Origin of the sequence: Dactylosporangium sp. NPDC000521 (assembly GCF_042898305.1) — a bacterium.
In the GTDB taxonomy this organism is placed as follows: Bacteria; Actinomycetota; Actinomycetes; order Mycobacteriales; family Micromonosporaceae; genus Dactylosporangium.
Genome location: NZ_JBIAYW010000005.1, coordinates 276,936 through 296,613, shown reverse-complemented (window position 1 = coordinate 296,613; position 19,678 = coordinate 276,936). Strand labels below are relative to the sequence as shown.

At 73.1% G+C, this 19,678-nt stretch carries 23 protein-coding genes; 11 read left to right on the top strand and 12 right to left on the bottom strand.

Annotated features, from left to right (window positions below):
• Window positions 1–150: 150 nt before the first annotated feature.
• The 3 genes from ACFY3L_RS19370 to ACFY3L_RS19360 all read left to right on the top strand — a co-directional run bounded on the left by ACFY3L_RS19370 (window position 151) and on the right by ACFY3L_RS19360 (window position 2,734).
• Complete coding sequence (locus ACFY3L_RS19370; protein ID WP_389325354.1) at window positions 151–1,023, top strand: diacylglycerol/lipid kinase family protein; 873 nt, start codon at window positions 151–153, stop codon at window positions 1,021–1,023.
• A 66-nt stretch (window positions 1,024–1,089) separates the two neighbouring features.
• The gene (locus tag ACFY3L_RS19365; RefSeq protein ID WP_389325351.1) at window positions 1,090–2,124 is read left to right on the top strand and encodes an LLM class flavin-dependent oxidoreductase; all 1,035 of its coding nucleotides are present in this window, start codon (window positions 1,090–1,092) and stop codon (window positions 2,122–2,124) included.
• Between the two features lie 28 nt (window positions 2,125–2,152).
• Window positions 2,153–2,734, top strand: coding sequence for a dihydrofolate reductase family protein (locus ACFY3L_RS19360; RefSeq protein WP_389325348.1), 582 nt, complete (start codon window positions 2,153–2,155; stop codon window positions 2,732–2,734).
• On the opposite strand, the gene ACFY3L_RS19355 is transcribed toward ACFY3L_RS19360, so the two are convergent.
• Genes ACFY3L_RS19355 through ACFY3L_RS19345 form a run of 3 tightly spaced genes read right to left on the bottom strand, consistent with a single transcriptional unit; the run spans window position 2,731 to window position 4,389 of the window.
• Window positions 2,731–3,135, bottom strand: a complete 405-nt coding sequence (locus ACFY3L_RS19355) for a hypothetical protein (protein WP_389325345.1) — start codon at window positions 3,133–3,135, stop codon at window positions 2,731–2,733. The two genes, ACFY3L_RS19360 and ACFY3L_RS19355, sit on opposite strands and share 4 nt — an antisense overlap.
• Window positions 3,122–3,769: a TetR/AcrR family transcriptional regulator gene (locus ACFY3L_RS19350; RefSeq protein WP_389325342.1), complete on the bottom strand. Its 648-nt coding sequence runs from the start codon at window positions 3,767–3,769 to the stop codon at window positions 3,122–3,124. Before ACFY3L_RS19350 ends, ACFY3L_RS19355 begins: the two co-directional genes overlap by 14 nt.
• 41 nt (window positions 3,770–3,810) lie before the next feature.
• Window positions 3,811–4,389: a TetR/AcrR family transcriptional regulator gene (locus tag ACFY3L_RS19345; protein ID WP_389325339.1), complete on the bottom strand. Its 579-nt coding sequence runs from the start codon at window positions 4,387–4,389 to the stop codon at window positions 3,811–3,813.
• A gap of 65 nt (window positions 4,390–4,454) precedes the next feature.
• On the opposite strand from ACFY3L_RS19345, the gene ACFY3L_RS19340 reads away from it, so the two are divergent.
• On the top strand, window positions 4,455–5,387 hold the full coding sequence (locus ACFY3L_RS19340; protein WP_389325336.1) for a DUF2867 domain-containing protein: 933 nt from the start codon (window positions 4,455–4,457) through the stop codon (window positions 5,385–5,387).
• 90 nt (window positions 5,388–5,477) lie between these two features.
• On the opposite strand, the gene ACFY3L_RS19335 is transcribed toward ACFY3L_RS19340, so the two are convergent.
• From ACFY3L_RS19335 to ACFY3L_RS19320, 4 genes are all read right to left on the bottom strand, one after another.
• Window positions 5,478–5,849: a VOC family protein gene (locus ACFY3L_RS19335; RefSeq protein WP_389325333.1), complete on the bottom strand. Its 372-nt coding sequence runs from the start codon at window positions 5,847–5,849 to the stop codon at window positions 5,478–5,480.
• Between the two features lie 19 nt (window positions 5,850–5,868).
• Window positions 5,869–8,325, bottom strand: coding sequence for an ABC transporter permease (locus ACFY3L_RS19330; RefSeq protein ID WP_389325330.1), 2,457 nt, complete (start codon window positions 8,323–8,325; stop codon window positions 5,869–5,871).
• Window positions 8,319–9,068, bottom strand: coding sequence for an ABC transporter ATP-binding protein (locus ACFY3L_RS19325; protein ID WP_389325327.1), 750 nt, complete (start codon window positions 9,066–9,068; stop codon window positions 8,319–8,321). The genes ACFY3L_RS19330 and ACFY3L_RS19325 overlap by 7 nt, the downstream gene beginning before the upstream one ends.
• A 161-nt stretch (window positions 9,069–9,229) precedes the next feature.
• The gene (locus tag ACFY3L_RS19320) at window positions 9,230–10,435 is read right to left on the bottom strand and encodes an RNA-guided endonuclease InsQ/TnpB family protein (protein WP_389325324.1); all 1,206 of its coding nucleotides are present in this window, start codon (window positions 10,433–10,435) and stop codon (window positions 9,230–9,232) included.
• A gap of 155 nt (window positions 10,436–10,590) precedes the next feature.
• Here ACFY3L_RS19320 and ACFY3L_RS19315 point away from each other — a divergent pair, with 155 nt between their 5' ends.
• Entirely contained in the window at window positions 10,591–11,904 is a 1,314-nt protein-coding gene (locus ACFY3L_RS19315; protein WP_389325321.1) for a condensation domain-containing protein, read from the top strand.
• A gap of 93 nt (window positions 11,905–11,997) precedes the next feature.
• Entirely contained in the window at window positions 11,998–12,711 is a 714-nt protein-coding gene (locus ACFY3L_RS19310) for a laminin G domain-containing protein (RefSeq protein WP_389325318.1), read from the top strand.
• A gap of 9 nt (window positions 12,712–12,720) precedes the next feature.
• Here the strand turns inward: ACFY3L_RS19310 and ACFY3L_RS19305 are convergent, their stop codons facing one another.
• The gene (locus ACFY3L_RS19305) at window positions 12,721–13,569 is read right to left on the bottom strand and encodes an ROK family protein (protein ID WP_389325315.1); all 849 of its coding nucleotides are present in this window, start codon (window positions 13,567–13,569) and stop codon (window positions 12,721–12,723) included.
• A 49-nt stretch (window positions 13,570–13,618) separates the two neighbouring features.
• On the opposite strand from ACFY3L_RS19305, the gene ACFY3L_RS19300 reads away from it, so the two are divergent.
• Genes ACFY3L_RS19300 through ACFY3L_RS19290 form a run of 3 tightly spaced genes read left to right on the top strand, consistent with a single transcriptional unit; the run spans window position 13,619 to window position 15,075 of the window.
• Window positions 13,619–14,119, top strand: coding sequence for a GNAT family N-acetyltransferase (locus tag ACFY3L_RS19300; protein WP_389325312.1), 501 nt, complete (start codon window positions 13,619–13,621; stop codon window positions 14,117–14,119).
• Complete coding sequence (locus ACFY3L_RS19295; protein WP_389325309.1) at window positions 14,119–14,565, top strand: hypothetical protein; 447 nt, start codon at window positions 14,119–14,121, stop codon at window positions 14,563–14,565. The genes ACFY3L_RS19300 and ACFY3L_RS19295 overlap by 1 nt, the downstream gene beginning before the upstream one ends.
• A gap of 9 nt (window positions 14,566–14,574) precedes the next feature.
• The gene (locus ACFY3L_RS19290) at window positions 14,575–15,075 is read left to right on the top strand and encodes a hypothetical protein (protein ID WP_389325306.1); all 501 of its coding nucleotides are present in this window, start codon (window positions 14,575–14,577) and stop codon (window positions 15,073–15,075) included.
• Here ACFY3L_RS19290 and ACFY3L_RS19285 read toward each other — a convergent pair.
• Both ACFY3L_RS19285 and ACFY3L_RS19280 read right to left on the bottom strand, forming a co-directional pair.
• Window positions 14,996–15,652, bottom strand: a complete 657-nt coding sequence (locus ACFY3L_RS19285) for a hypothetical protein (RefSeq protein ID WP_389325303.1) — start codon at window positions 15,650–15,652, stop codon at window positions 14,996–14,998. The two genes, ACFY3L_RS19290 and ACFY3L_RS19285, sit on opposite strands and share 80 nt — an antisense overlap.
• Window positions 15,649–16,392, bottom strand: a complete 744-nt coding sequence (locus ACFY3L_RS19280) for a carbamoyltransferase C-terminal domain-containing protein (RefSeq protein WP_389325300.1) — start codon at window positions 16,390–16,392, stop codon at window positions 15,649–15,651. The genes ACFY3L_RS19285 and ACFY3L_RS19280 overlap by 4 nt, the downstream gene beginning before the upstream one ends.
• Before the next feature lie 279 nt (window positions 16,393–16,671).
• On the opposite strand from ACFY3L_RS19280, the gene ACFY3L_RS19275 reads away from it, so the two are divergent.
• Window positions 16,672–17,688 (top strand): hypothetical protein, encoded by a 1,017-nt coding sequence (locus ACFY3L_RS19275; protein WP_389325296.1) that lies wholly within the window; start codon window positions 16,672–16,674, stop codon window positions 17,686–17,688.
• Window positions 17,689–17,694: 6 nt separating this feature from the next.
• Here the strand turns inward: ACFY3L_RS19275 and ACFY3L_RS19270 are convergent, their stop codons facing one another.
• Window positions 17,695–18,030 (bottom strand): PadR family transcriptional regulator, encoded by a 336-nt coding sequence (locus ACFY3L_RS19270; RefSeq protein ID WP_389325293.1) that lies wholly within the window; start codon window positions 18,028–18,030, stop codon window positions 17,695–17,697.
• A gap of 191 nt (window positions 18,031–18,221) precedes the next feature.
• Between ACFY3L_RS19270 and ACFY3L_RS19265 the strand changes: the two genes are divergently transcribed.
• Window positions 18,222–18,638, top strand: coding sequence for an EAL domain-containing protein (locus ACFY3L_RS19265; RefSeq protein WP_389325290.1), 417 nt, complete (start codon window positions 18,222–18,224; stop codon window positions 18,636–18,638).
• On the opposite strand, the gene ACFY3L_RS19260 is transcribed toward ACFY3L_RS19265, so the two are convergent.
• Window positions 18,631–19,677 (bottom strand): hypothetical protein, encoded by a 1,047-nt coding sequence (locus ACFY3L_RS19260; protein WP_389325287.1) that lies wholly within the window; start codon window positions 19,675–19,677, stop codon window positions 18,631–18,633. The two genes, ACFY3L_RS19265 and ACFY3L_RS19260, sit on opposite strands and share 8 nt — an antisense overlap.
• Window position 19,678: the final 1 nt, after the last annotated feature.

Here is a 19,678-nt window from a genome sequence, read left to right as displayed (position 1 = left end):
CCGGGTTGATCGAAGGATGGAACCCCGCCATGACCGGATCCGGCGTTCGATCGTCACGCCGGTGGGCGCCGGGCCGGCATGGGGCGGTCGGTGATGGGGGGTGCTTAACGGAAGGTGCGGATGGGTACCGGGGCGGGTGTGAAGGTCGCTGTGATTGCGCATGCTGGGAAGAGCATCGGTGGGGGGCTTGACGAGCTTCGGCGGGAGCTGACCCGGGCGGGTGTCGAGGCGCCTGACTGGCGGGAGGTGCCCAAGAGCCGGAAGGCGCCGAAGCAGGTGCGCAAGGCCGTCGAACAAGGTGCGGACCTGGTCTTCGTCTGGGGCGGCGACGGCATGGTGCAGCGGTGCGTCGACACGCTTGCCGGGTCGGACGTGGCGCTGGCGATCGTTCCGGCCGGGACCGCGAACCTGTTCGCCACGTCACTGGACATTCCGCAGGACATCGGCGAGGCGGTGAGGATCGGGCTGGAGGGGACGCGGCGGCGGTTCGACCTGGGGAAGGTCGGCGGGGAGCACTTCGCGGTGATGGCGGGTGCCGGGTTCGACGCGGCGATGATCGATGATGCCGATCGGGGGATGAAGAGCCGGGCGGGGAAGCTGGCGTACTTCGGCACCGCCATCCGGCATGTCAAGGACGAGCCTGTCGAGGTGACCGTCGAGCTGGACGGGGCGCAGTGGTTCTCCGGGCCGGCCACCTGTGTGCTGCTCGGCAACATCGGCACCATCGCCGGCGGGATCGAGGCGTTCGACGACGCGAGTCCGTTCGACGGGCGGCTGGAGGTCGGGGTGTCCACCGCGCACGGCGCCCTGCAGTGGGCGCGGACGCTGGGGAGGATGGCGTTCGGACGGACCGACGGCTCGCCGTTCGTGCGGGTGGCGAGTGCCCGCAAGGTCAAGGTGCGGTTCGCGGAGCCGGTGCTGCTGGAGCTCGACGGCGGCTCCCGGACCGAGGTCCGCAAGCTCAAGGCCCGCGCCGTCCCGGCGGCCATCACAATCGCCGTCCCCGTAGCAGCCGCCCCGTAGCAGCCGCCTCGTAGAAGACGCCCCGCAGAAGACGCCCGTGCCGGTCACGGGCGGATAATCTACAGCGTGGCACTGGAGAAGCTGGGCTTTCTGACGATCGGGCTGTTCGACGAGGCGGATCCGCGCAAGGGTCACGAGTCGACGCTGGAGGTGATCGAGCTCGGGGAGCGCCTCGGGTTCGACAGTGCGTGGGTGCGGCACCGGCACCTGCAGTTCGGAATCTCGTCGCCGGTGGCGGTGCTCGCCGCGGCGACGCAGCGGACCAGCAGGATCGAGCTCGGCACCGCCGTCATCCCGCTCGGCTGGGAGAACCCGCTACGGCTCGCCGAGGATCTGGCGACCGTGGACGTGCTGTCGGGCGGGCGGCTCAACCCGGGCGTGAGCGTCGGGCCGCCGATGCACTTCGAGCGGGTGAAGGACGCGCTGTACCCGCACACCGCCGAGGCCGAGGACTTCGGCTACGACCGGGTGCGGCGGCTGCTCGACCTGGTCCGCGGGGTTCCGGTCACCGAGGCCGGCACGGAAGGCTTCGAGGTGTTCTCCGACCGCGTGCAGCCGCACTCCCCCGGTCTCGGCAGCCGGATGTGGTACGGCGGGGGCAGCCTCGCCTCGGCCCGCTGGGCGGGCGAGCACGGCATGAACTTCCTGACCAGCAGCGTGGTGAAGGCAGAGGAGTCGGAAGACTTCGCCGAGATCCAGCGCTCGCACATCCGCGCGTTCCGCGCCGCGCACCCCGACGGCGACCGGGCGCGCGTCTCGCAGGGCCTGGTGGTCATCCCGACGGACTCCGCGACGCCTGAGCAGCGGCGCCGTTACGAGGTGTACGCGGAGCAGCGCACCCCGCGCACGGCGACGCCACAGGGACCGGCCCGGATGATGTTCGCCCCGGATCTGGTCGGGCCGTCGGCGCTGATCGCGGAGCGGCTGCACGCGCACGCCGGGTATCAGGAGGTGCGGGAGGTGGCGTTCGCGCTGCCGTTCACGTTCGAGCATGAGGACTACCTGCAGATCCTCACCGACATCGCCACGAACCTCGGCCCTGCGCTCGGTTGGCGCCGGCGGGATGTCGATCCGGGAGCGGCGAATTCGTACAGCAGGTGAAAGCGAGTCCGCACACCTGGAGGTACACATGCGCAAGCTGACCGTGATCGAGTTCCTGACCCTGGACGGGGTCATGCAGGGTCTGGCGTCGCCGGACGACGACCGCGACGGCGGGTTCGAGCACGGCGGCTGGGGCGCGCCGTACTTCGACGACCGCCAGGCGGCCGCCGCGCTGGAGGGCCTGGCGTCGACGACGGCGTACCTGTTCGGGCGCCGCACCTACGAGCACATGCTCGCGTTCTGGCCCGGGCAGCCCGACACGAACCCCATGGCGGCTCACCTGAACTCGACCGTGAAGTACGTCGCGACCCGCACGCCGCAGTCGCTGACGTGGAACAACGCGCACGTGCTCGACGGCCCGCTCGGGCCCTCGGTGCGCAAGCTCAAGGCCGACGGGGAGGGCACGATCGCGGTGCTGGGCAGCGGCGTGCTCGTCCAGGACCTGATCGCCGAGGACCTGGTGGACGGCTACCGCCTGTTCCTGCACCCGCTGCTGCTCGGCACCGGCAAGCGCCTGTTCCGCGGCGCGGCCACCCCGCGGCGGCTGTCGCTCGTGGACTGCACCCCCACGTCCACCGGCGTCGTCATGCTCTCCTACGACGTGATCTAGACGACGTGCTTGCGGGCGGTGTCGCGGGCGCGCGACACCGCCGGCATCCGGGAGCGCAGCAGCCACGAGTCGGTCTGGCAGCCGCGGCAGGTGCGCACGGCCCCGACCGGCACGCGGGTGTCGCCGCGGACGTATTCGAGCCGGTGCAGGTCGACGAGCGGGCGGCCGCACCTGCGGCACTCGCCCTCACCGGTGCCGATCGTCGTGTACGCGATGTGCTGGGTGGTGTACCGCACGGTCGAGTACGACTTCTCGTCGCCGACGCGCAGGTCGGGGTCGCGCGGTGCGCCAGCGTACGGTCCTGTGTCGGCGTGCGAGACCGCGCCGGCCACCCCGCCGAGGAGCCGGAACCGCCGGCGCAGCCACGCCATGAACGCCGACCGCCGCTCAACTGACTCCACGCGCGCCCCCTTCCACTGACGCCGCCGGCGCCGACGACGGTTGCGACGACGGTGCGGGCAGCAGTGCGGCGAGCACGCCGGCGGCGACCGTCGCCACGTCGGTCGACGGGTCGACGGCGTGCAGGAGCGCGAGGCCGCCGCCGAGCGCGCTCCACGCCACCACGAACTGCTCCAGCGGCACCGCCGGCCGGATCCCCAGCCGGCGGCAGTGGCGGTCGAGGTCGGCGGCGACCGCCTCGTCGAGGCGGCGCTGGGTCGCGGCCTGGTGTGCGGACCGGCCCGCGACGGCGGCGAGATGCTCGGCGGAGACCACGGTCCAGCGGGCCGCCGCCGGGTCACTGACGAACGCCGCCGGGTTGAGCACCGCCAGCAGCTCGGCGTGGCTGCCCGCGCGGTCCAGGGCGGCCCGCAGCCCGTCCAGCAGCGCGCCGGCCCGGGCGTCGACGATCGCCTGCCACAGGCCTTCCTTGCCGCCGAAGTGCTTGTAGACGGCGCCGCGCGTGAAGCCGGCCTCGGCGGCGATCTCCTCGACCGTCGCGCTCAGATATCCGCGCCGCAGCAGGACGGCCAGACCGGCGTCCAGCAGCTGCTCATGCGTCCGTTGCTGCTGCTGTACGCGGGTCAGCCGCGCCAACTCGCACCGCCCAACTCAGAAACGTCGTGTATCCAGAAACGCTACGTCACCGAATGGGGCGGCGACAAGAGGGCACCCAGGACGGTGTCGAGGTAGGCGCCCTGGCCGCCGGCGTCGGCCGGGAGCAGCGACGGCAGGCGGGCGGCGAGCTCCGCCTGCCCGACGTACGCCGAATACGCCAGCAGCGCCCGCCGTCCGGCCTCGTCCGGCGCGAACCCGGCCTCGGTGAACAGCTGCTCGACGTACTCCAGACGGCGGCGGGTCACCCGGTGCACCACCGGCGCGACCAGCGGGTGGTCGGCGACGGCGAGGACGTTGGTCTCCAGGCGGCTCGACCGGGCGTGCCCGAGCACCGTCGTGAACAGCAGCGACAGCTTCCGCGGCGGGTCCCCCGCCGCCTCCACCAGGTCGATGATCGCGTCGGTGCAGGCGCGCTCCCACAGCTGCATGGTCGCCTCGATGAGCGCGTCGCGGTTGGCGAAGTGCCAATAGAAGCTGCCCTTGGTGGCGCCCAGCCGGGCCGCGATGGGCTCGACCGCGACCGCGGGCAGCCCTCCGTCGGCGATCGCGGCCAGTGCCGCCGCCGTCCAGTCCTCCGCGCTGAGCCGCCGTTGTGCCATGCCCATACGGTAGCGTACGGTTCCTCCATACGGCACCGTACGGAACGAGGGACGGGCAGGCAGCCATGGAGAACGTTCAACGCCGCACGATCGACGCGCCGGCGGAGCGGATGGGCGCGTTGCTGGACCGGCTCGCCGGGCCAGACGACCCGCTGTGGCCGGTCAGGGCGTGGCCGCCGATGCGGTTCGACCGGCCGCTCGGCCCCGGCGCGTCCGGCGGGCACGGCATGATCCGGTACGACGTCGTCGAGCACGTCCCCGGCCGGCTGCTGCGGTGCCGGTTCGACCCGGCGATCGGCGTCGTCGGCGAGCACGAGCTGCGGATCGAGCCCGACGGCGACGGCACCGCGGTCGTGCACGTCATCCGGGGCCGGCTCACCGGCGCGATGCGGGTGCTGTGGCCCGTCGCCATCCGGTGGCTGCACGAGGCGCTGCTGCAGGACCTGCTCGACAACGCCGAGCGCGCCGGCACCGGCACCGTGCGCCGACCGGCCCGCTGGTCACCGTGGGTACGGCTGCTGCGCCGCGCGTTCAGCAGGGGGCCGCGGCGGGTGCCGCTCCCCGGCGGCGCGCGGCTCGCGGCCGGGACGCTGGACCGGGTCGACCTGATGGACGCGTGGCAGGGCAGGCGGCCGCCGGGCGCGAGCGCCGACCCGGCCGCGTGGCGGGCCGCGATGTTCGGCCGCCCGCCGCGCTGGGTCGGCGCGCTGATGCGGCTGCGCAACCACATCCCGGGCCTGGAGCCGCTCGACACCAGGGAGGTGTTCGCGCCGCTGGACGCCCGCGCCGACGAGGTCCTGTTCGGCGCCGACACCCGCCACTTCGACCTGCGGATCTCGCTGTTCGTCGACGCGGAGTCGGTGGTCTGCTCGACCCTCGCCCGTCCCCGCACCCGCCGCGGCCGCGCCTACCTGGCCGTGGTCGGCCGCATCCACCCACTGGTAGTCAGGACGATGCTCGGCCGCGCCCTCCGCGCCGCCCCGCCGGCGCTCGCCTGACCGAAGCCCTGACCGAAGCCCTGACCGACGACCCGGCCGACGACCCGGCCGACGACCCGGCCGACGACCCGGCCGAGGCCGCTCGAGGAACTACGCCATGACGGCCAGCAGCGAACCGTCGGGGTCGGCGAAGAACGCCATCCACTCCTCCACCCCGTTCTCGTGCCGGTGGATCATCGTCGGCGGCGACTGGAAGGTGACGCCGCGGCCGGTCAGCGAGTCATGGGCGGCGTGGATGTCCGGCACCCGGAAGTAGATGATCGACTGGGCGGCCGGGTCGAACGCACCGGACTCGGGCCGGCTGAGGAACAACCGGGTGCCGGAGCAGTCGAAGAACGCCAGACCGCCGAAGGTGTACAGGTGCGGCAGGCCGAGCACCCCGCCGTAGAAGTCGACCGCCCGGCCGATGTCGCTCACGTGCCGGGCGATCTGCCCGATCGGTCCGAGCCCGAACAACGCCATGGCCCCGACCATAGACCTGTCACTCCCGGACGGAGGACAGGCGCCCCGGCGGCGTCCGCAGGGCGACGGCGGCCGGCACCAGGCTCGCGACGAGGGTGATCGCCACGCACACCGCGGCGATCACCCCGATCGGCGTCCACGGCACCACGGTGCGCGGATCGGCCACGAGACCGGCGAGCTCAGACCGCAGCCCAGACCGCAGCCCGGCCAGCATCCCCGCGGTGACGACGCCGGCGAGCAGGATCCCCGTGGCGCCCAGCAGCAGCGCCTCCACCGCGATCATCGCGAGCACCTGCCGTGGCGTGGCGCCGCCGAGGCGCAGGACGGCGAGGTCCCGCACGCGCGCACCGGTGGCCATGACGAGCGTGTTGGCGATCGCGATCGACGTGTACACCAGCGCCATGCCGAGCACGGCGACCAGCGCCAGGTGGTTGAGGCGGCGCTGCGCGGCGTTCAGCGACCGGAAGTACTCGGCGGCGGTGACGACCCGCGCACCGTCCAGCGTGGACCCGGTGAGGTAGACCGCGTCGGCGCCGGTCCGTGGGGCGTGCGCCGCCCGCAGCGCCCACGGCAGCAGGACCGTCTCGTCGAGGTCGATCGACGGCTCCAGCACCGCCACGACCCGTAGCTGGACGGGCGAGGCGTCGTCCAGCCACAGCGTCGCCGTGCCGCCGGTCCGCCAGCCCGCGGCGCGGGCCAGCCCGGCGCCGGCCACGACGGTGTCGGTGCCCGCGAGGTCGGCGACCGAGCCGGAGCGCACCGGCAGCCGCAGCACACTGTCGATGCCCGGTCCGGTGTACAGGGCGTCGAACTGCTCCGGATAGTCGTCGGTCGGCACGTACACGACGGACTGTGCCGTCGGAACGCCAGCAAGAGCACCCGAAGGACCGGAAGCACCCGAAGGACCAGAAGCCCCCGGGGCGGAGGCGACGGGAATGCCGGCAGACCCCACCGGCAGGGCGATGGAGCCGGCGGTCACGCGGCCGGCCGACGCGCGCTCGGAGGCGTCCCAGAGCGTCGCCGTCGCCGCGAACGTCGCCGCCGCGATGCCGACCGTGACGAGGATCGGCGCGACCGTCGACGCGGTCCGCCGGACCGAGGTGCGGGCGTTGTCGCGGGCGAGCGCGCCGGCGACGCCGGGCACCAGCAGCCCGGCCAGCCACGCGAGCCGCGGCGCGAAAACCGGTGCCAGCAGCGCGATCCCGGTGATGGCCAGCTGCGCGTCGACCAGGACGAGGGCGATCGCCTCCCCGCCGAGGGACGGGATGACGGCCAGCAGCGTGGCCGCGCCGCCGAGGAACAGCACGCCGAAGACCCACCGGCCGGCGGTCATGACCCGCCGCTCCGCGGCCGCCTCCCGCAGCGCCTCGATCGGGCGGACCTTGCCGGCCCGCCGGGCGGCGACGGCCGCGCCGGCGAGCGCGACGAGCAGGCTCACCCCGAACGCGGCGAGCAGCGGCCACAGGATGAACCGGGCGGTGAACCCGGGCGGCGCGAACCCGGACCGGGCCAGCCACGCCGCGAACGGCGGCGCCACCAGCAGGCCGGCCAGGCACCCACCGAGGCCGGCGACGACGCCGACGATGAGGGACTCGCCGAGGACGAGCCGCCGCACCTGGCGAGGGGTGGCCCCGGCGGCGCGCAGCAGCGCGAGCTCCTGCCGGCGCTGCACGACCGCGAACGCGAACGTGCCGGCGACGACGAACACCGACACGAACAATGCGACGCCGGCGGTGGTCCCGAGCAGCGACGCGGCGGCGGCGAGGAGGTCGCCGCCGGGGTCGGGTTCGGCGCCGGCCCGGCGGTCGCCGGTGAGCACGGCCGGGCCGGGCCCGACGACGCCGCGGACCTGCGCCGCGGTGACCCCGTCGACGGCGATCGCGTCGACCCGCCCTCCGGCCAGCGCCGCCGCGGCCGGGTCGGTGAGGTAGGCGGCGGGCGGGCCGGTGACGATCCCGGCGACGACCAGCACCCGCGGCCCCAGCGGCGTCGACACCTCGGCACGGTCACCCGGGCGGGCGCCGGTCATCTCGGGGAGCACGACCTCGTCGTCCGCGCGCGGCGGCCGGCCGTCGCGCATGGTGTACGGATGCAGCCCCGCACTCGACCACGGGTGCGCCTCCAGCGCGACGCCGCCGACGTCGACCGGGACGGCACGGTCCACGACGACGGTCGCGCCGGGCAGCGCGGCCAGCCGCTCGGCGGTGCCGGCCGGCAGCTGCTGCGGGCGGCGGGCCCGGGTGCTGGCCGTGGAGTGCTCCCCGTCGCCCTCGTCGACGGTGACGCTGACGGTCTGGTTGCCGGTGACGACGACGGCCGGCAGCGCGTACCAGACCGGCGAACGGCCGTCGGAGACGGTCGAGGCGATCGTCAGGCCCGTCGTGGCGAGCAGGCACGCGCCCAGCGACAGCGCCACGAACACCCCGGCGAACGACGCCCACCGCGCCCGCAACGTCTGCGTGGCGATGCTCAGCACGAGACCGCCTCCAGGGACGTCATGCGCGCGGCGACGGCCTGCGGGGTCGGCCGGTCCAGGGCGCCCGCGAGCCGCCCGTCGGCGAGGAACACGACCCGGTCGGCGTAGGACGCGGCCAGAGGGTCGTGGGTGACCATGACGACGGTCTGCCGGCGGTCACCGTCCGCTGTGGACACCAGGGACCGCAGCAGCCGCAGCACGTCCCGCCCGGTCGCGGAGTCCAGCGCACCGGTCGGCTCGTCGGCGAACAGGACCGCGGGCCGGGTGACGAGCGCCCGGGCGATCGCGACCCGCTGCTGCTGCCCGCCGGACAGTTCCGCCGGCCGGTGCCTTCCCCGGCCGCCGAGCCCGACGGCGTCGAGGACGGCGCGGACCTCGGCGCGCGCCGGCCGCCGGCCCGCGAGGCGCAGCGGCAGCGCCACATTCTGCTCCGCGGTCAGCGACGGCAGCAGGTTGAACGCCTGGAACACGAAGCCGATCCGGTCCCGCCGCAGCAGCGTCAGCCCGGTCTCCGACAGCGTCGACAGGTCGGTCCCGGCGACGGTGACGGTGCCGCCGGTCGGCCGGTCCAGCCCCGCGGCGCACTGCAGCAGCGTGCTCTTGCCGGACCCGGACGGGCCCATCACCGCGGTGAACGTCCCGGCCGCGAACCCGAGCGTGACCTCGTGCAGTGCGGTGACCGCCCGGTCCCCCGCGCCGAACCGCCGGTGCACCCTGTCGAGCGTGACGACATCCGTCTCCATGCCGTCGATTCCACCGGGTCCGAGCGGCCGGCACACGCCCGTACACCAGCCGAACACCGGTATGGCAGGCACCACCACAAACCATGTAGCAGACCGGACACCATGATCCGCTACGATCGGCGCCTTCGAGGCGGAGGTATGGCTTGACAGTCCTCCCCGCCCTAAAGGGCGAGAATTCCCTGGGTCACCCCAGGGGGTTCCTGCTTCACCGACGACTGCCCCGTCCGAGAGGACTCTCGTTGAGGTCTTACACCGCCTCCACAGGCGATCACGGAGAGCCCCTCCGCGAGGATGTTGCGGGCCGCGTTGACGTCGCGGTCGTGGATGGTGCCGCACCGGCAGGTCCACGACCTGACGTGCAGCGGCATCCGTTCAGCGAGCGCACCGCAGACGCTGCACAGTTTGGACGACGGGAACCAGCGGTCCACGGCGACCAGGGTGCGGCCGTGCCATTGGGTCTTGTATTCGAGCATGGTGCGGAACTGCCGCCAGGCCGCGTCGCAGACGGCGCGGGCGAGGTGGTGGTTTTTGACCATGTTGCGGACGGTCAGGTCCTCGATCACGATCGTTTGGTTCTCACGAACGAGCCGAGTGCTCAGTTTGTGCAGGTGGTCGCGGCGCCGGTCGGTGATCCGGGCGTGGACGCCGGCGACCTTCAGCCGTGCCTTCGCCCGGTTCGCGGAGCCCTTCTCTTTCCTGGCGAGGTTGCCTTGGGCGCGGGCGAGTGCGGCCCGGTCCCGGCGTTCATGCCTGGGGCTGGTGATCTTCTCCCCGGTGGACAGGGTGAGCAGGCTGTTGAGCCCTGCGTCGACACCGACCGCGCCCGTTGCCGCAGCGTCGGGGATCACATCGTCACAGAGCAGCGAGACGAACCATCGGCCGGCGGTGTCCTGGGACACGGTGACCGTGGATGGCGAGGCTCCTTCGGGCAGCGGCCGGGACCACACGATGTCCAGGGGCTCAGTCATCTTCGCCAGAGTGAGCCGGCCGTCGCGCCAGCGGAACGCGCTGGTCGTGTACTCCGCCGAGCGGCGCGACCGCTTCCTGGACTTGAACGTCGGATACCCCGCCAGCTTGGCGAAGAAGTTCGTGAACGCCACCTGCAAGTGGCGCAGCGCCTGCTGCAACGGCACGCAGGAGACCTCGTTGAGGAACGCCAGGTCCTCGGTCTTCTTCCACGCGGTCAGCATCGCGCTGGTGGCGTGGTAATTGACCCGTTCCCGGCGCAGTGTCCACGCCTCGGTCCGGGCCTGCAACGCCAGGTTGTAGACCAGTCGGACACACCCGAACGTCCGGGCAAGCTCGGCAGCCTGCCCGGGAGTCGGGTAGAAGCGGTACCTGAACGCCCGCTTCACAACCCTGGACACGGCCCACACGATAGCGGCCCGAATGGTGAACCTTGCGGTGACACACAGGCAAACGCCCATCCGCCTTGGCGGCGGATCGGCTTTCCCTGCCCTGCTCCGCAGGAGTTCCGTTTCCTCTCCGGCCTGAAGGCCGAAGTATCCACGGAAGGAATCCGATGACCACGGTTGCCGAACGAATCAACGTGGCGTTCGCCGGGGACGGTGCCGGGGAGGCCGAGCTGTCGTGGGGGCAGCAGGACATCTGGCAGGCGATGGTCCGCCAGCGCTCGTGGCTGCCGAACGGCGCCTGGGGGCCACTGCCCGCGGGCACCACCGTCGACGACGTCGCCGAGCAGCTGCGGTACATGATGAGCCGTTTCCCGACGGCGCGGACGAGGCTGCGGTTCGACGCCGAGGGGCGCCCCAGCCAGGTCGTGGCCGCGGCCGGTGAGATCACGCTCGACATCGTCGACGCGGGTGACGACGACCCGGCGGCCGTCGCGGAGGCGGTCCGGCTGCGGCTGCAGGAGACCGAGTACGACTTCGCCGAGGACTGGCCGGTCAGGATGACGGCGGTGCGGTCCGGCGGCGAACTGACCCACCTCGTCGTGGTCATGTGCCACCTGGTCGCCGACGGCTTCGGCACCGGGGTGATGCTGGAGGACCTCGCCACCCGGGTGGAGACGCCGATCCCGGAGCTGCAGCCCCTGGAGCAGGCCCGGTGGCAGGCGTCGCCGGCCGGCCAGCGGCAGAACACCCTGGCGCTGCGGCACTGGGAGGGCATCCTGCGCGGCATGGCACCGCGCCGGTTCCCGGACACGGCCGAGAAGCCCGAGCCGCGGCACTGGCGGGGCGAGCTCACGTCGTGGGCCCTCGCGCCCGCGCTGCGGGCGGTGACCGAGCGGACCGGTGTGCCGCCGGCGCCGGCGCTGCTCGCGGTGTTCGCCGTCGCGCTCGCCCGGGTCACCGGGGTCAACCCGGTGGTGCTGCGGCCGATGGTCAACAACCGGTTCCGCCCCGGGCTGGACCGGGTCGTGTGCATGCTCGCCCAGTACGGCATCTGCCAGCTCGACGTGGCGGGTGCCTCGCTCGCGGAGGTCCTCGACCGGGCCAAGCGCGGCGCCATGACCACGTACAAGCACGCGTACTACCACCCGGTGGAGCTCGACGAGCTGGTCCGCCGGGTGGTCGAGGAGCGGGGCGGCGACCTGGAGCTGCCGGCGTACTTCAACGACCGCCGCACCGCGGGTGAGGGCAGCACCGAGTTCCAGGGCCGCAAGGACGCGACGTTCGAGTGGACGACCCGGCAGGACGTGCCGTTCGAGCCGCTGATCGTGCACATCGACGACCTTCCCGACGACGCGGTGCGGGCGATCATCTTCATGGACACGCACGTGGTCTCCCCCGCCGACGGCGAGGCCCTGCTGCGCGGCATGGAGGCCGCCGCCGTCGAGGCCGCCCTGGACCCGGAGGCGCCGACAGGAGTGTGACGACGCTGCGGCGATCCCACCCCGGGTAGGAGCTTTCGAGGTCTACGATCTGGTTTGTCCGGATTGCGGACTTTTTGAGTTCGGGGGTATTGCATGGTCTCTGTGACGCGGGTTCTGGCGGTGGCGGCGGCGGCCGCGGTCCTGGTCGTCGGGGTGCCGGCCACGGCCGGCGCCAGCACCGGCCACTACCCGGTGGCGGTCTGGTCGATGAACGAAGGCCCGGGCGCCCGCACGATGGTCGACAGCAGCGGCAACGGCCTGCACGGCAAGATCGGCGACGAGGTGATCACCGACGTCGGTGTCCGCGGCGCGACCGGCTACCGGTTCACCCGGCTGGAGCCCGACCGTCCGCCCACGCACCCGCGGCACCTGGTGACCGTGCCGGACAGCTCCGCCCTCGACCCCGGCAGCCGCGACTACGCCGTCACGCTCAGGCTGCGCACGACCTACAAGTTCGGCAACATCATCCAGAAGGGCCAGGCCACCACCTCGGGCGGCAACTTCAAGTTCCAGATCCCGAACGGCATCGTGCAGTGCCTGTTCCGCGGCTCCAGGGGCACGATCATCGTGCAGGCGCCCCGGCCGATCAACGACGGCTGGTGGCACGTCGTGCGCTGCGAGCGGACCGGCTCCGGCGTCAGCCTCGAGATCGACGGCCGGACCGTGGCCCGCCGCGGCGGCTGGACCGGCTCGATCTCCAACAGCTGGCCGCTGTCCATCGGCGGCAAGACCGAGTGCGACCAGCGCGACGTCGGCTGCGACTACTACGCCGGCGACCTCGACTGGGTCGAGATCGAGGCCCGCTGACAGAGCCGCTCAGTGCAGGATGCTCGTCGGCGGCGTGCCGGCGAGCACCCTCGCACCCACCAGCGGGGCGTCCTCCGTCGCCGCCAGGTGTACGCGCAGCGCCTGATACGTGAGGCGGTCCGCCAGCGCCCGCCGCAGCGGCGGCCACAGCTCGGCCCGGCGCGCCGCGATCGCCCCGCCGACCGCGACCGCCTCCAGTCCGGCGGTGAGCGCGAAGTTGGCGATGCCGGCGGCCAGGCGCTGCGCGTACACCTGCCAGAACCGCGGATCGTCGACGCTCTCCAGGCCACGGCCCAGCCGCCGGCGCAGCTCCGCACCGCCGAGCAGCGTCTCCAGGCAGCCGGTCTGCCCGCAGCCGCAGCGCCGGTCGTTGCCCTCGACGAGCTGGTGGCCGGCCTCGGTGGTCAGCGCCACGAAGTGCTCGCCCTGCCCGAGCCGCACGGCCGCGCCGACACCGGTCGACAGGGTGAGGTAGCCGCACCGGTCCTCGCCGCGCAGCGTGCCGGCGGCGTGCTCGCCGAGCAGGCCACAGGTCGCGTCGTGGGCGACCCGCACCGGGCAGCCGAGCACCGCCGCCAGGTCGCGGCCCAGGGGCCGGCCCTCGTAGCCGCGCAGGTGCAGCGAGACCCGCACGTCACCGTCCGGGGTGACCCGCCCGCCGAACGACACGCCGACGGTCTCGGGCCGGCCCTGGACCGCCTCCCGCAGCAGGGCGAGCTGCCGGTCGTAGTCGGGGTCCGTCGGGAAGCGCACGACCGTCCCGTCGCCGGCCGCCACCCTGGTACGGGTGCCGCCGACGTCGATCGCCGCGACCCTCGTCGGCTGGTTCACCGCGGCGGCGCCGTGGCGCTCGAACATGGGCCCGACCGTAGCAGCGCACCCCGATGCGGCGCGCGACAATGGAACGGTGATCGACACGCTACGGCACCCGACGGAGGACGACCACGCCCGCGTCATGGCGGTCATGGACGAATGGTGGGGCGGCCTGGGCGGCGAGTCCGGCAGCGTGTACCGGGCGATGCTACTGCCCCGCCTGTACTTCCAGCACTTCACCGACACCAGCTACGTGCTCGACCTGCCCGGCGGCCGGCTCGGCGCGTTCCTCGTCGGATTCGTGTCGCAGTCCGACCCGGGGGTCGGCTACATCCACTTCGTCGGCGTCTCGCCGGCGCTGCGCCGCACCGGGGTCGGCGGCGGGCTGTACCGCCGCTTCTGCGCCGACGTCGCGGCGCGCGGCGTCCGGAAGGTCCACTCGATCACCGGCGTCGCGAACCGGCAGTCCCTCGCCTTCCACACCCGGCTCGGCTTCACCCTCGTGCCGGGCGACACCTCGGTGGACGGGCTACCCGTGCACAGCGACTACGACGGACCGGGCCGCGACGCCCTCAAGTTCGTGAAGCACCTCTGATGACGACGCGGGTGATGTTCTTCGACGCCGAGCACGGCATCGGGCTGCGGATCGCGGCCGGCAGCGGGCGCAGCTGGCAGGACCAGCCCGACGGCGACCCCCGGCACGCCCACTGCGCGCTCGACGTCCCCCGCGACACCCTGCTGCCCCACCCGGGCGAGGACCGCCCGTGCTCCGGCACCCTGTTCGTGCCCTGGCCCGACCTGGCCGCCTTCGCCGACGACCTGGCGGCGCTGCGCCCCGGCGGCACCGCCCGCCTCGGCGACGCCGGCACCTCCCTGACGATCCGGATGCGCCGCGACGGCCACCTCCGCGCCGAGGCCGTGTTCAGCGTCGGCCACCACGTCGCCACCACCGTCCGCTGCCGCACCCTCTGGGACTGGCACCACGGCAACCCCGGCGACCTGCCGTCACTGGCGGACCGGATCCGCGCCGCCGGCCGCTAGGATCGGCCGATGCCGGTGCTGCTGGTGGGGGCGAACCCCGGGCTGACCGTCGAGCGCGACGGCCGGACGGTCGCGTTCGTGTCGGTGTGGCGGGTCGACTGGTCGGCGCACGGCGCCGGGCGGGCGATCGTCCTGTGGCACGAGGGCCGCACCACACTCGTCACGGACCGGCCGGTGCTGGGCCGGTGGCTGGCGGACACGTTCAACCGGCACTTCCCCGAGGTCGCGGGGCTGCCGTGGCCCGAGCCGGCGCTCACCGAGGCGCCGGTCGCCGTGGAGCTCGACCTCGCCGCCGGCTGCACGGCCACCGGCGGCGGGATCACGGTCGAGCTGAGCGGGCCGTCCGGGCACCGCCTGATCACCGTGGACGACTTCCAGGGCACCGGCCGAAACCTGTCCACGGTGTTCGCCCGGTGCGGGCACGGCGCCCTCACGGTCGGGGGGACGCCGGTGCCGGGGACGGCGTCGGGGTTTCTCGCCGACGCCGAAGTGTGGACCTCGGCACGGTGAGCACGGCCGCGGCCAGCAGCAGGTGCACCGCGCAGAAGACGATCGCGACCGCCGGGGTGGGCGTGCCACCGACGAACACCGTGATGTGCGACGCCCAGTCCAGCCGTGCCGGGCGCCCGTCCGGCCAGTCGTTGAGGTAGTAGAACGACAGGTCGTTGAGGCCCGACACGACCACCAGCGCCGACGCGAACCCGAGCCGCAGCACGCGCTCCGTGCTCGCGCCGCCGAGCCGGTAGCCGAACAGGATCGCCAGGACGGTGAACGCGTTGACGAAGATCGCCATCTGGTAGAACGGCGCGAAGTCGCCGCCGTCGGCGAGCGCGACGACCCGCAGCACGTACAGGGTGTCCAGGATGCCCATGTACCCGACGACGACGGCGGCGAGCAGGATCAGGCCCGGTGCGGCCCGGTGCGGGAAGCCGCCGATCGCGACGACCGCGAACAGCACCGGGCTGATCCGCAGCAGGAACTCCGCCGGGTTGTCGATCGTGCGGTCCGGCGGCAGGACCCCCATGATGAGCCCGGTCATCGCGGCGCCGGCGACCCCGGCCGCCAGCCACCACCAGCGTCGGATCACTTCTGCGTCCAGAACGGCCCGAGCGCGAGCGCGTCCATGCCGGTCTTGAGGTAGCAGCGGACCGCGTCCTGCGGTGTGCACACGATCGGCTCCTCGTTGTCGTTGAACGAGGTGTTCACCACCATCGGCACGCCGGTCAGCGCGTGGAACTCGCTGATCAGCTCGTGGTACAGCGGGTTGTCGCCGCGCGAGACGGTCTGCACGCGGGCGGTGACGTCGGCGTACATGGCGCCGAGCGAGTGCGGGAACTTCACCCGCCGCAGGTCGTGGATCCGGTCGCCCTCGCCGACGGCGAGCAGCGTGCTGGTGCCGTCGCTGCCGATGCCGTCCCAGGCGATGATCGCGGCGTCGTCCCACGGCGAGATGTGCAGGGCGCTGCCCGCGTGCGCGTGGTGGTGGTCGACCAGGTGCACCTTGAGCTTCGTCGGCCCCTCGTGCCCGGTCGCCGCCCGCAGCAGCCCCTCCAGCTGCGACGCCCGGCGCCACAGCGTGAGCAGGGTGCCGCCCATGTGGCTGTCGTCGGCGTTGGTGGACGTCTCCCGCCGGGTCGTCGTCTCGCGGAAGCCGCGGGCCTTGCCGTAGTCGCCGGCGTCGTTGCGCAGCACGGCCAGGGTGGCCGGGAGGTAGCGCAGGAAGTGCTTGCCCGCGTGCCACAGCAGGCGCCGGCCCTGGAAGAAGTACGCGACGTGGTCGACGTCGCCGAGGGTGATGCCCGCGCTGCGCAGGCACCACTGCACCACCCCGACAGGGAAGCCCCGTCGTGCTTGATCCTGCTGAACCGCTCCTCCTCGCAGAACGCGACGATCCGCCCGTCGTGCAGGAGTGCCGCAGCCGAGTCGTGGTGTTGACTCAAGCCGAGTACATACATTGATCCCCATCTCGTCGACCGAAGATCTTTCCGTCCCCCCATCAACCTGCAAAGGTATTGACGGAAGCGGTTACCGAAGGGAAGCGTTCCGTTCGGATTGTTGACCGGCCGCGGATCTTGGCGGAACATCATCTTCATCGAAGAACTGGTATTGGATCTTCTCGATCCGACCGGCACCGCCACGCCGCCGTGGTGGGGGCCCGCGGTCCGCGACGCCGAGCTGCACTCGGTGCTGGACTGGCCGGTCATGCGGACGCTGGCGTCGACCCGGCGCGGCCCGTTCCTCACCGGCGCGCTCCGCGACGGCGGCAAGGTCGCCGGGCTCGTCACGCTGCGCCTGCGCAGGATCCCCGGCCTCGGGCTCGCCGTCGCCGACGTCGAGAGCATGCTCATCGGCGCGCTCCCCGGGATCGCCCTGGCCGGCGGGCTGCCCGGCACGCTGCACCCCAGCGGCGGGCCGGCGCCGGACCTCTTCCCGGCCGCGGTCAGGACCCTCGAGGAGTCGCTGCGGCAGCGGTACGGCAGGCGCCTCCAAGCCGTCATGTACCGCCACATCTACCGGCGCGAGCTACCACACCTCCTGCACGGCGTCTCGGTCGTGCGAGCCGGCGCGCCGGCGCTGCTGCTACGCAACACGTTCACCGACTACGACGCGTACCTGCGAACCCTGCGCAAATCGAGGCGCGTCGACCAGCAGCGGCTGGTCCGCAACATCGACGCCGACCCGTCGCTCACCGTCGCCTTCGGCCCGGCCGCCGAGGCCGGGATCGACGCAGCCACCATGCACCGCCTCTGCACCGTCACCGCCCGCCGCAACCACACGCAGCGCTGGCCGCCGATGCGGGTCTGGCCACAGGCCCTGTTCGAGACCGTCCTGCGGCAGCCGGGCGTCCTCGCCCTCAGCTACACCGGCCCGAACGGGCTCATCGCGGCGACCGTCACCTTCGACCATCCGGTCGCCCCGATCCTGGGTCCGTGGGGCGCCCTCCCCCTCGGCGGCGACCGGCGCAGCGGCCTCTGGTTCGACCACCTGGCCCGCCTCATCCGCTGGGGCATCGAGCAGCAGCGCCCCCTCATCGTCGGCGGCAAGGGCGCCCAGGGCCCGAAAGAGGCGCTCGGCTTCGTGCCGGAACCCCAGTGGACAGTCCTCCGCCGCCTCACCCCGTAACCGTGATCACGCGAGTCCCGCCCGCCGGCCGCGGCGGCGGAGGCCCGCCGCGGCGGCGTTGGCGTTGCGGCGCAGGCGGTCGACCTCGGCGGCGAGCCGGGCCGCGCCCTCGTCGGTGAGCCGGTAGTAGCGGCGGAGCCGGCCGTCGACGGCCTCCTCGCGCTCGACGGCGACCAGGCCCTGCTCGGCCAGCCGGTCCAGCGCACCGTAGAGCGTGCCCGCGCCGAGCACCACCGTGCCGCCGGAGAGGGCGGTCACCTGCTGCAGGATCCCGTAGCCGTGCAGGGGCTCGCCGGTGAGCGCGGTCAGCACCAGAAACGTCGGTTCCTGCAGAGGCGGCATGACCAGCAAATTACAACCGTCGTGATATTACGTCAATCGTAACGTGCTGAAATCCGGCAATGCCTCATGGCAGCATTCGGGTGGTCGATGATGGCGGCGCACTGGTGACAGCAGGGGGCGAGGAGACCGCATGGGCGCACTGCGACGGTGGCGCGCCATGTCCGGGCCGATGCGCGCCTCGTGCCTGGTCCTTGCCGCCTGCGTGGTCTGGTTCCTGGTCAACCTGGTGCGGCCGGTGGGGCCGCCGGTGCTGCTGTGGCTGCCCACCCCGGTCGGCGCGCTGCTGCTCACGGCCGCGTTCCGCCGCACGGCGAGGACAACTGCACGACTGCCCGGTCGACGAGGTCAAGCTCGACCGCTCCTTCACCCAGGCGCCCCCGCTGCCGTCAGGGGAAGGCCGCACGCCCGTCGCCGCCGCCGTCATCCAGCTCGCGCAGGCGCTGCGGCTGCACGCCGTCGCGGAGGGCGTCGAGACGCCGGAGCAGGCCGAGCGGCTGCGGTCACTGGGGTACCGCTCGGCCCAGGGCTACCACTTCGCCCGTCCCGTGTCCGCCGCGCAGCTCACCGAGTGGATGACGGACCGTGCACCGACCCGCGTCGCTATTTGAGCGTGATCTTCTGCTGCGTGCTGCCGGTCAGCTTCAGCGTGGCCGGCTTGCCGTCGCGGGTGATGGCGCCCTTCGGCTCGAACCGGAACGAGATCTCCTTCACCGACCCCTCCGCGACCTCCATCCGCACCTCGTCGCTGATCGTGTAGCCGGTGATCGGCACGGAGTCGCGGGTGACGCCGGCGCTGCCCGCCTCGACGGTGATCGTCTTGCCGGCCGCGGACACCTGCAGGCTCTGCCGCAGGTCGACGCTGCCGTCGAGCGCCCCGATCGCGGTGAACTTCGCCTCCACCCAGATCCGCAGCCACGTCCGCCCGGCCGGCGCCCACGTGCCCTGCTGCCGGTGGTCGTACGGCTCGACCGCCGCCGACACCTTCATCTCCACGGAGGTCTGGTGCGGCTCGCCGCTGATCTGCCCGACGAGCTTGTAGGACGTCTCGCCGTAGGGGCGCTGCTTCAGGTACGCGGCGGCGACCCCCGGCCCGACCGTGCCGGTGCGCAGGTCGACGCTCTCCTCCTTGCCGGCGTCGGCGACGACGAGCGTCACCGGCGCACCGGCCGGCACGAGCGCGACCAGCACGCTGTCCGCCGTGACCATCCCCTCCACCGGCCGCGCCTTGTCCCCGACCCGCAGCCGCGCCTTCACCTCCGGCGACGGCTCGGTCTTGCGCGCCGGCACCGCCGCCAGCCGCGCGAACACGAACTCCTTGCCCGCTCCGGCCGCGATCGTGCCCGACGCGTCCCGCGGCACGCCGGTCGCCGACTGCATCTTCGCGAACTGCGTCACCACCGCCGGCTCCAGGTGATCCGCCGTCCCGGCCTCGGTGAACCGCACCGCGTAGTCAGGCCCGCCGATCGCCGCGTTCGCCGGGAGCTGCTTCGCCGCCGGGACCGCGATGCCGCCCCCGGCGAAGACCGCGAGCTCCTCGGCCACCGACGCCGGCGCCTTCGACGCGGCTGCGGGCACCTTCACCGGCTCCCCGCCACACCCCGCCAGCAGCCCGCACGCCAGCACCACACCCACGACCCGTCTGCGCATC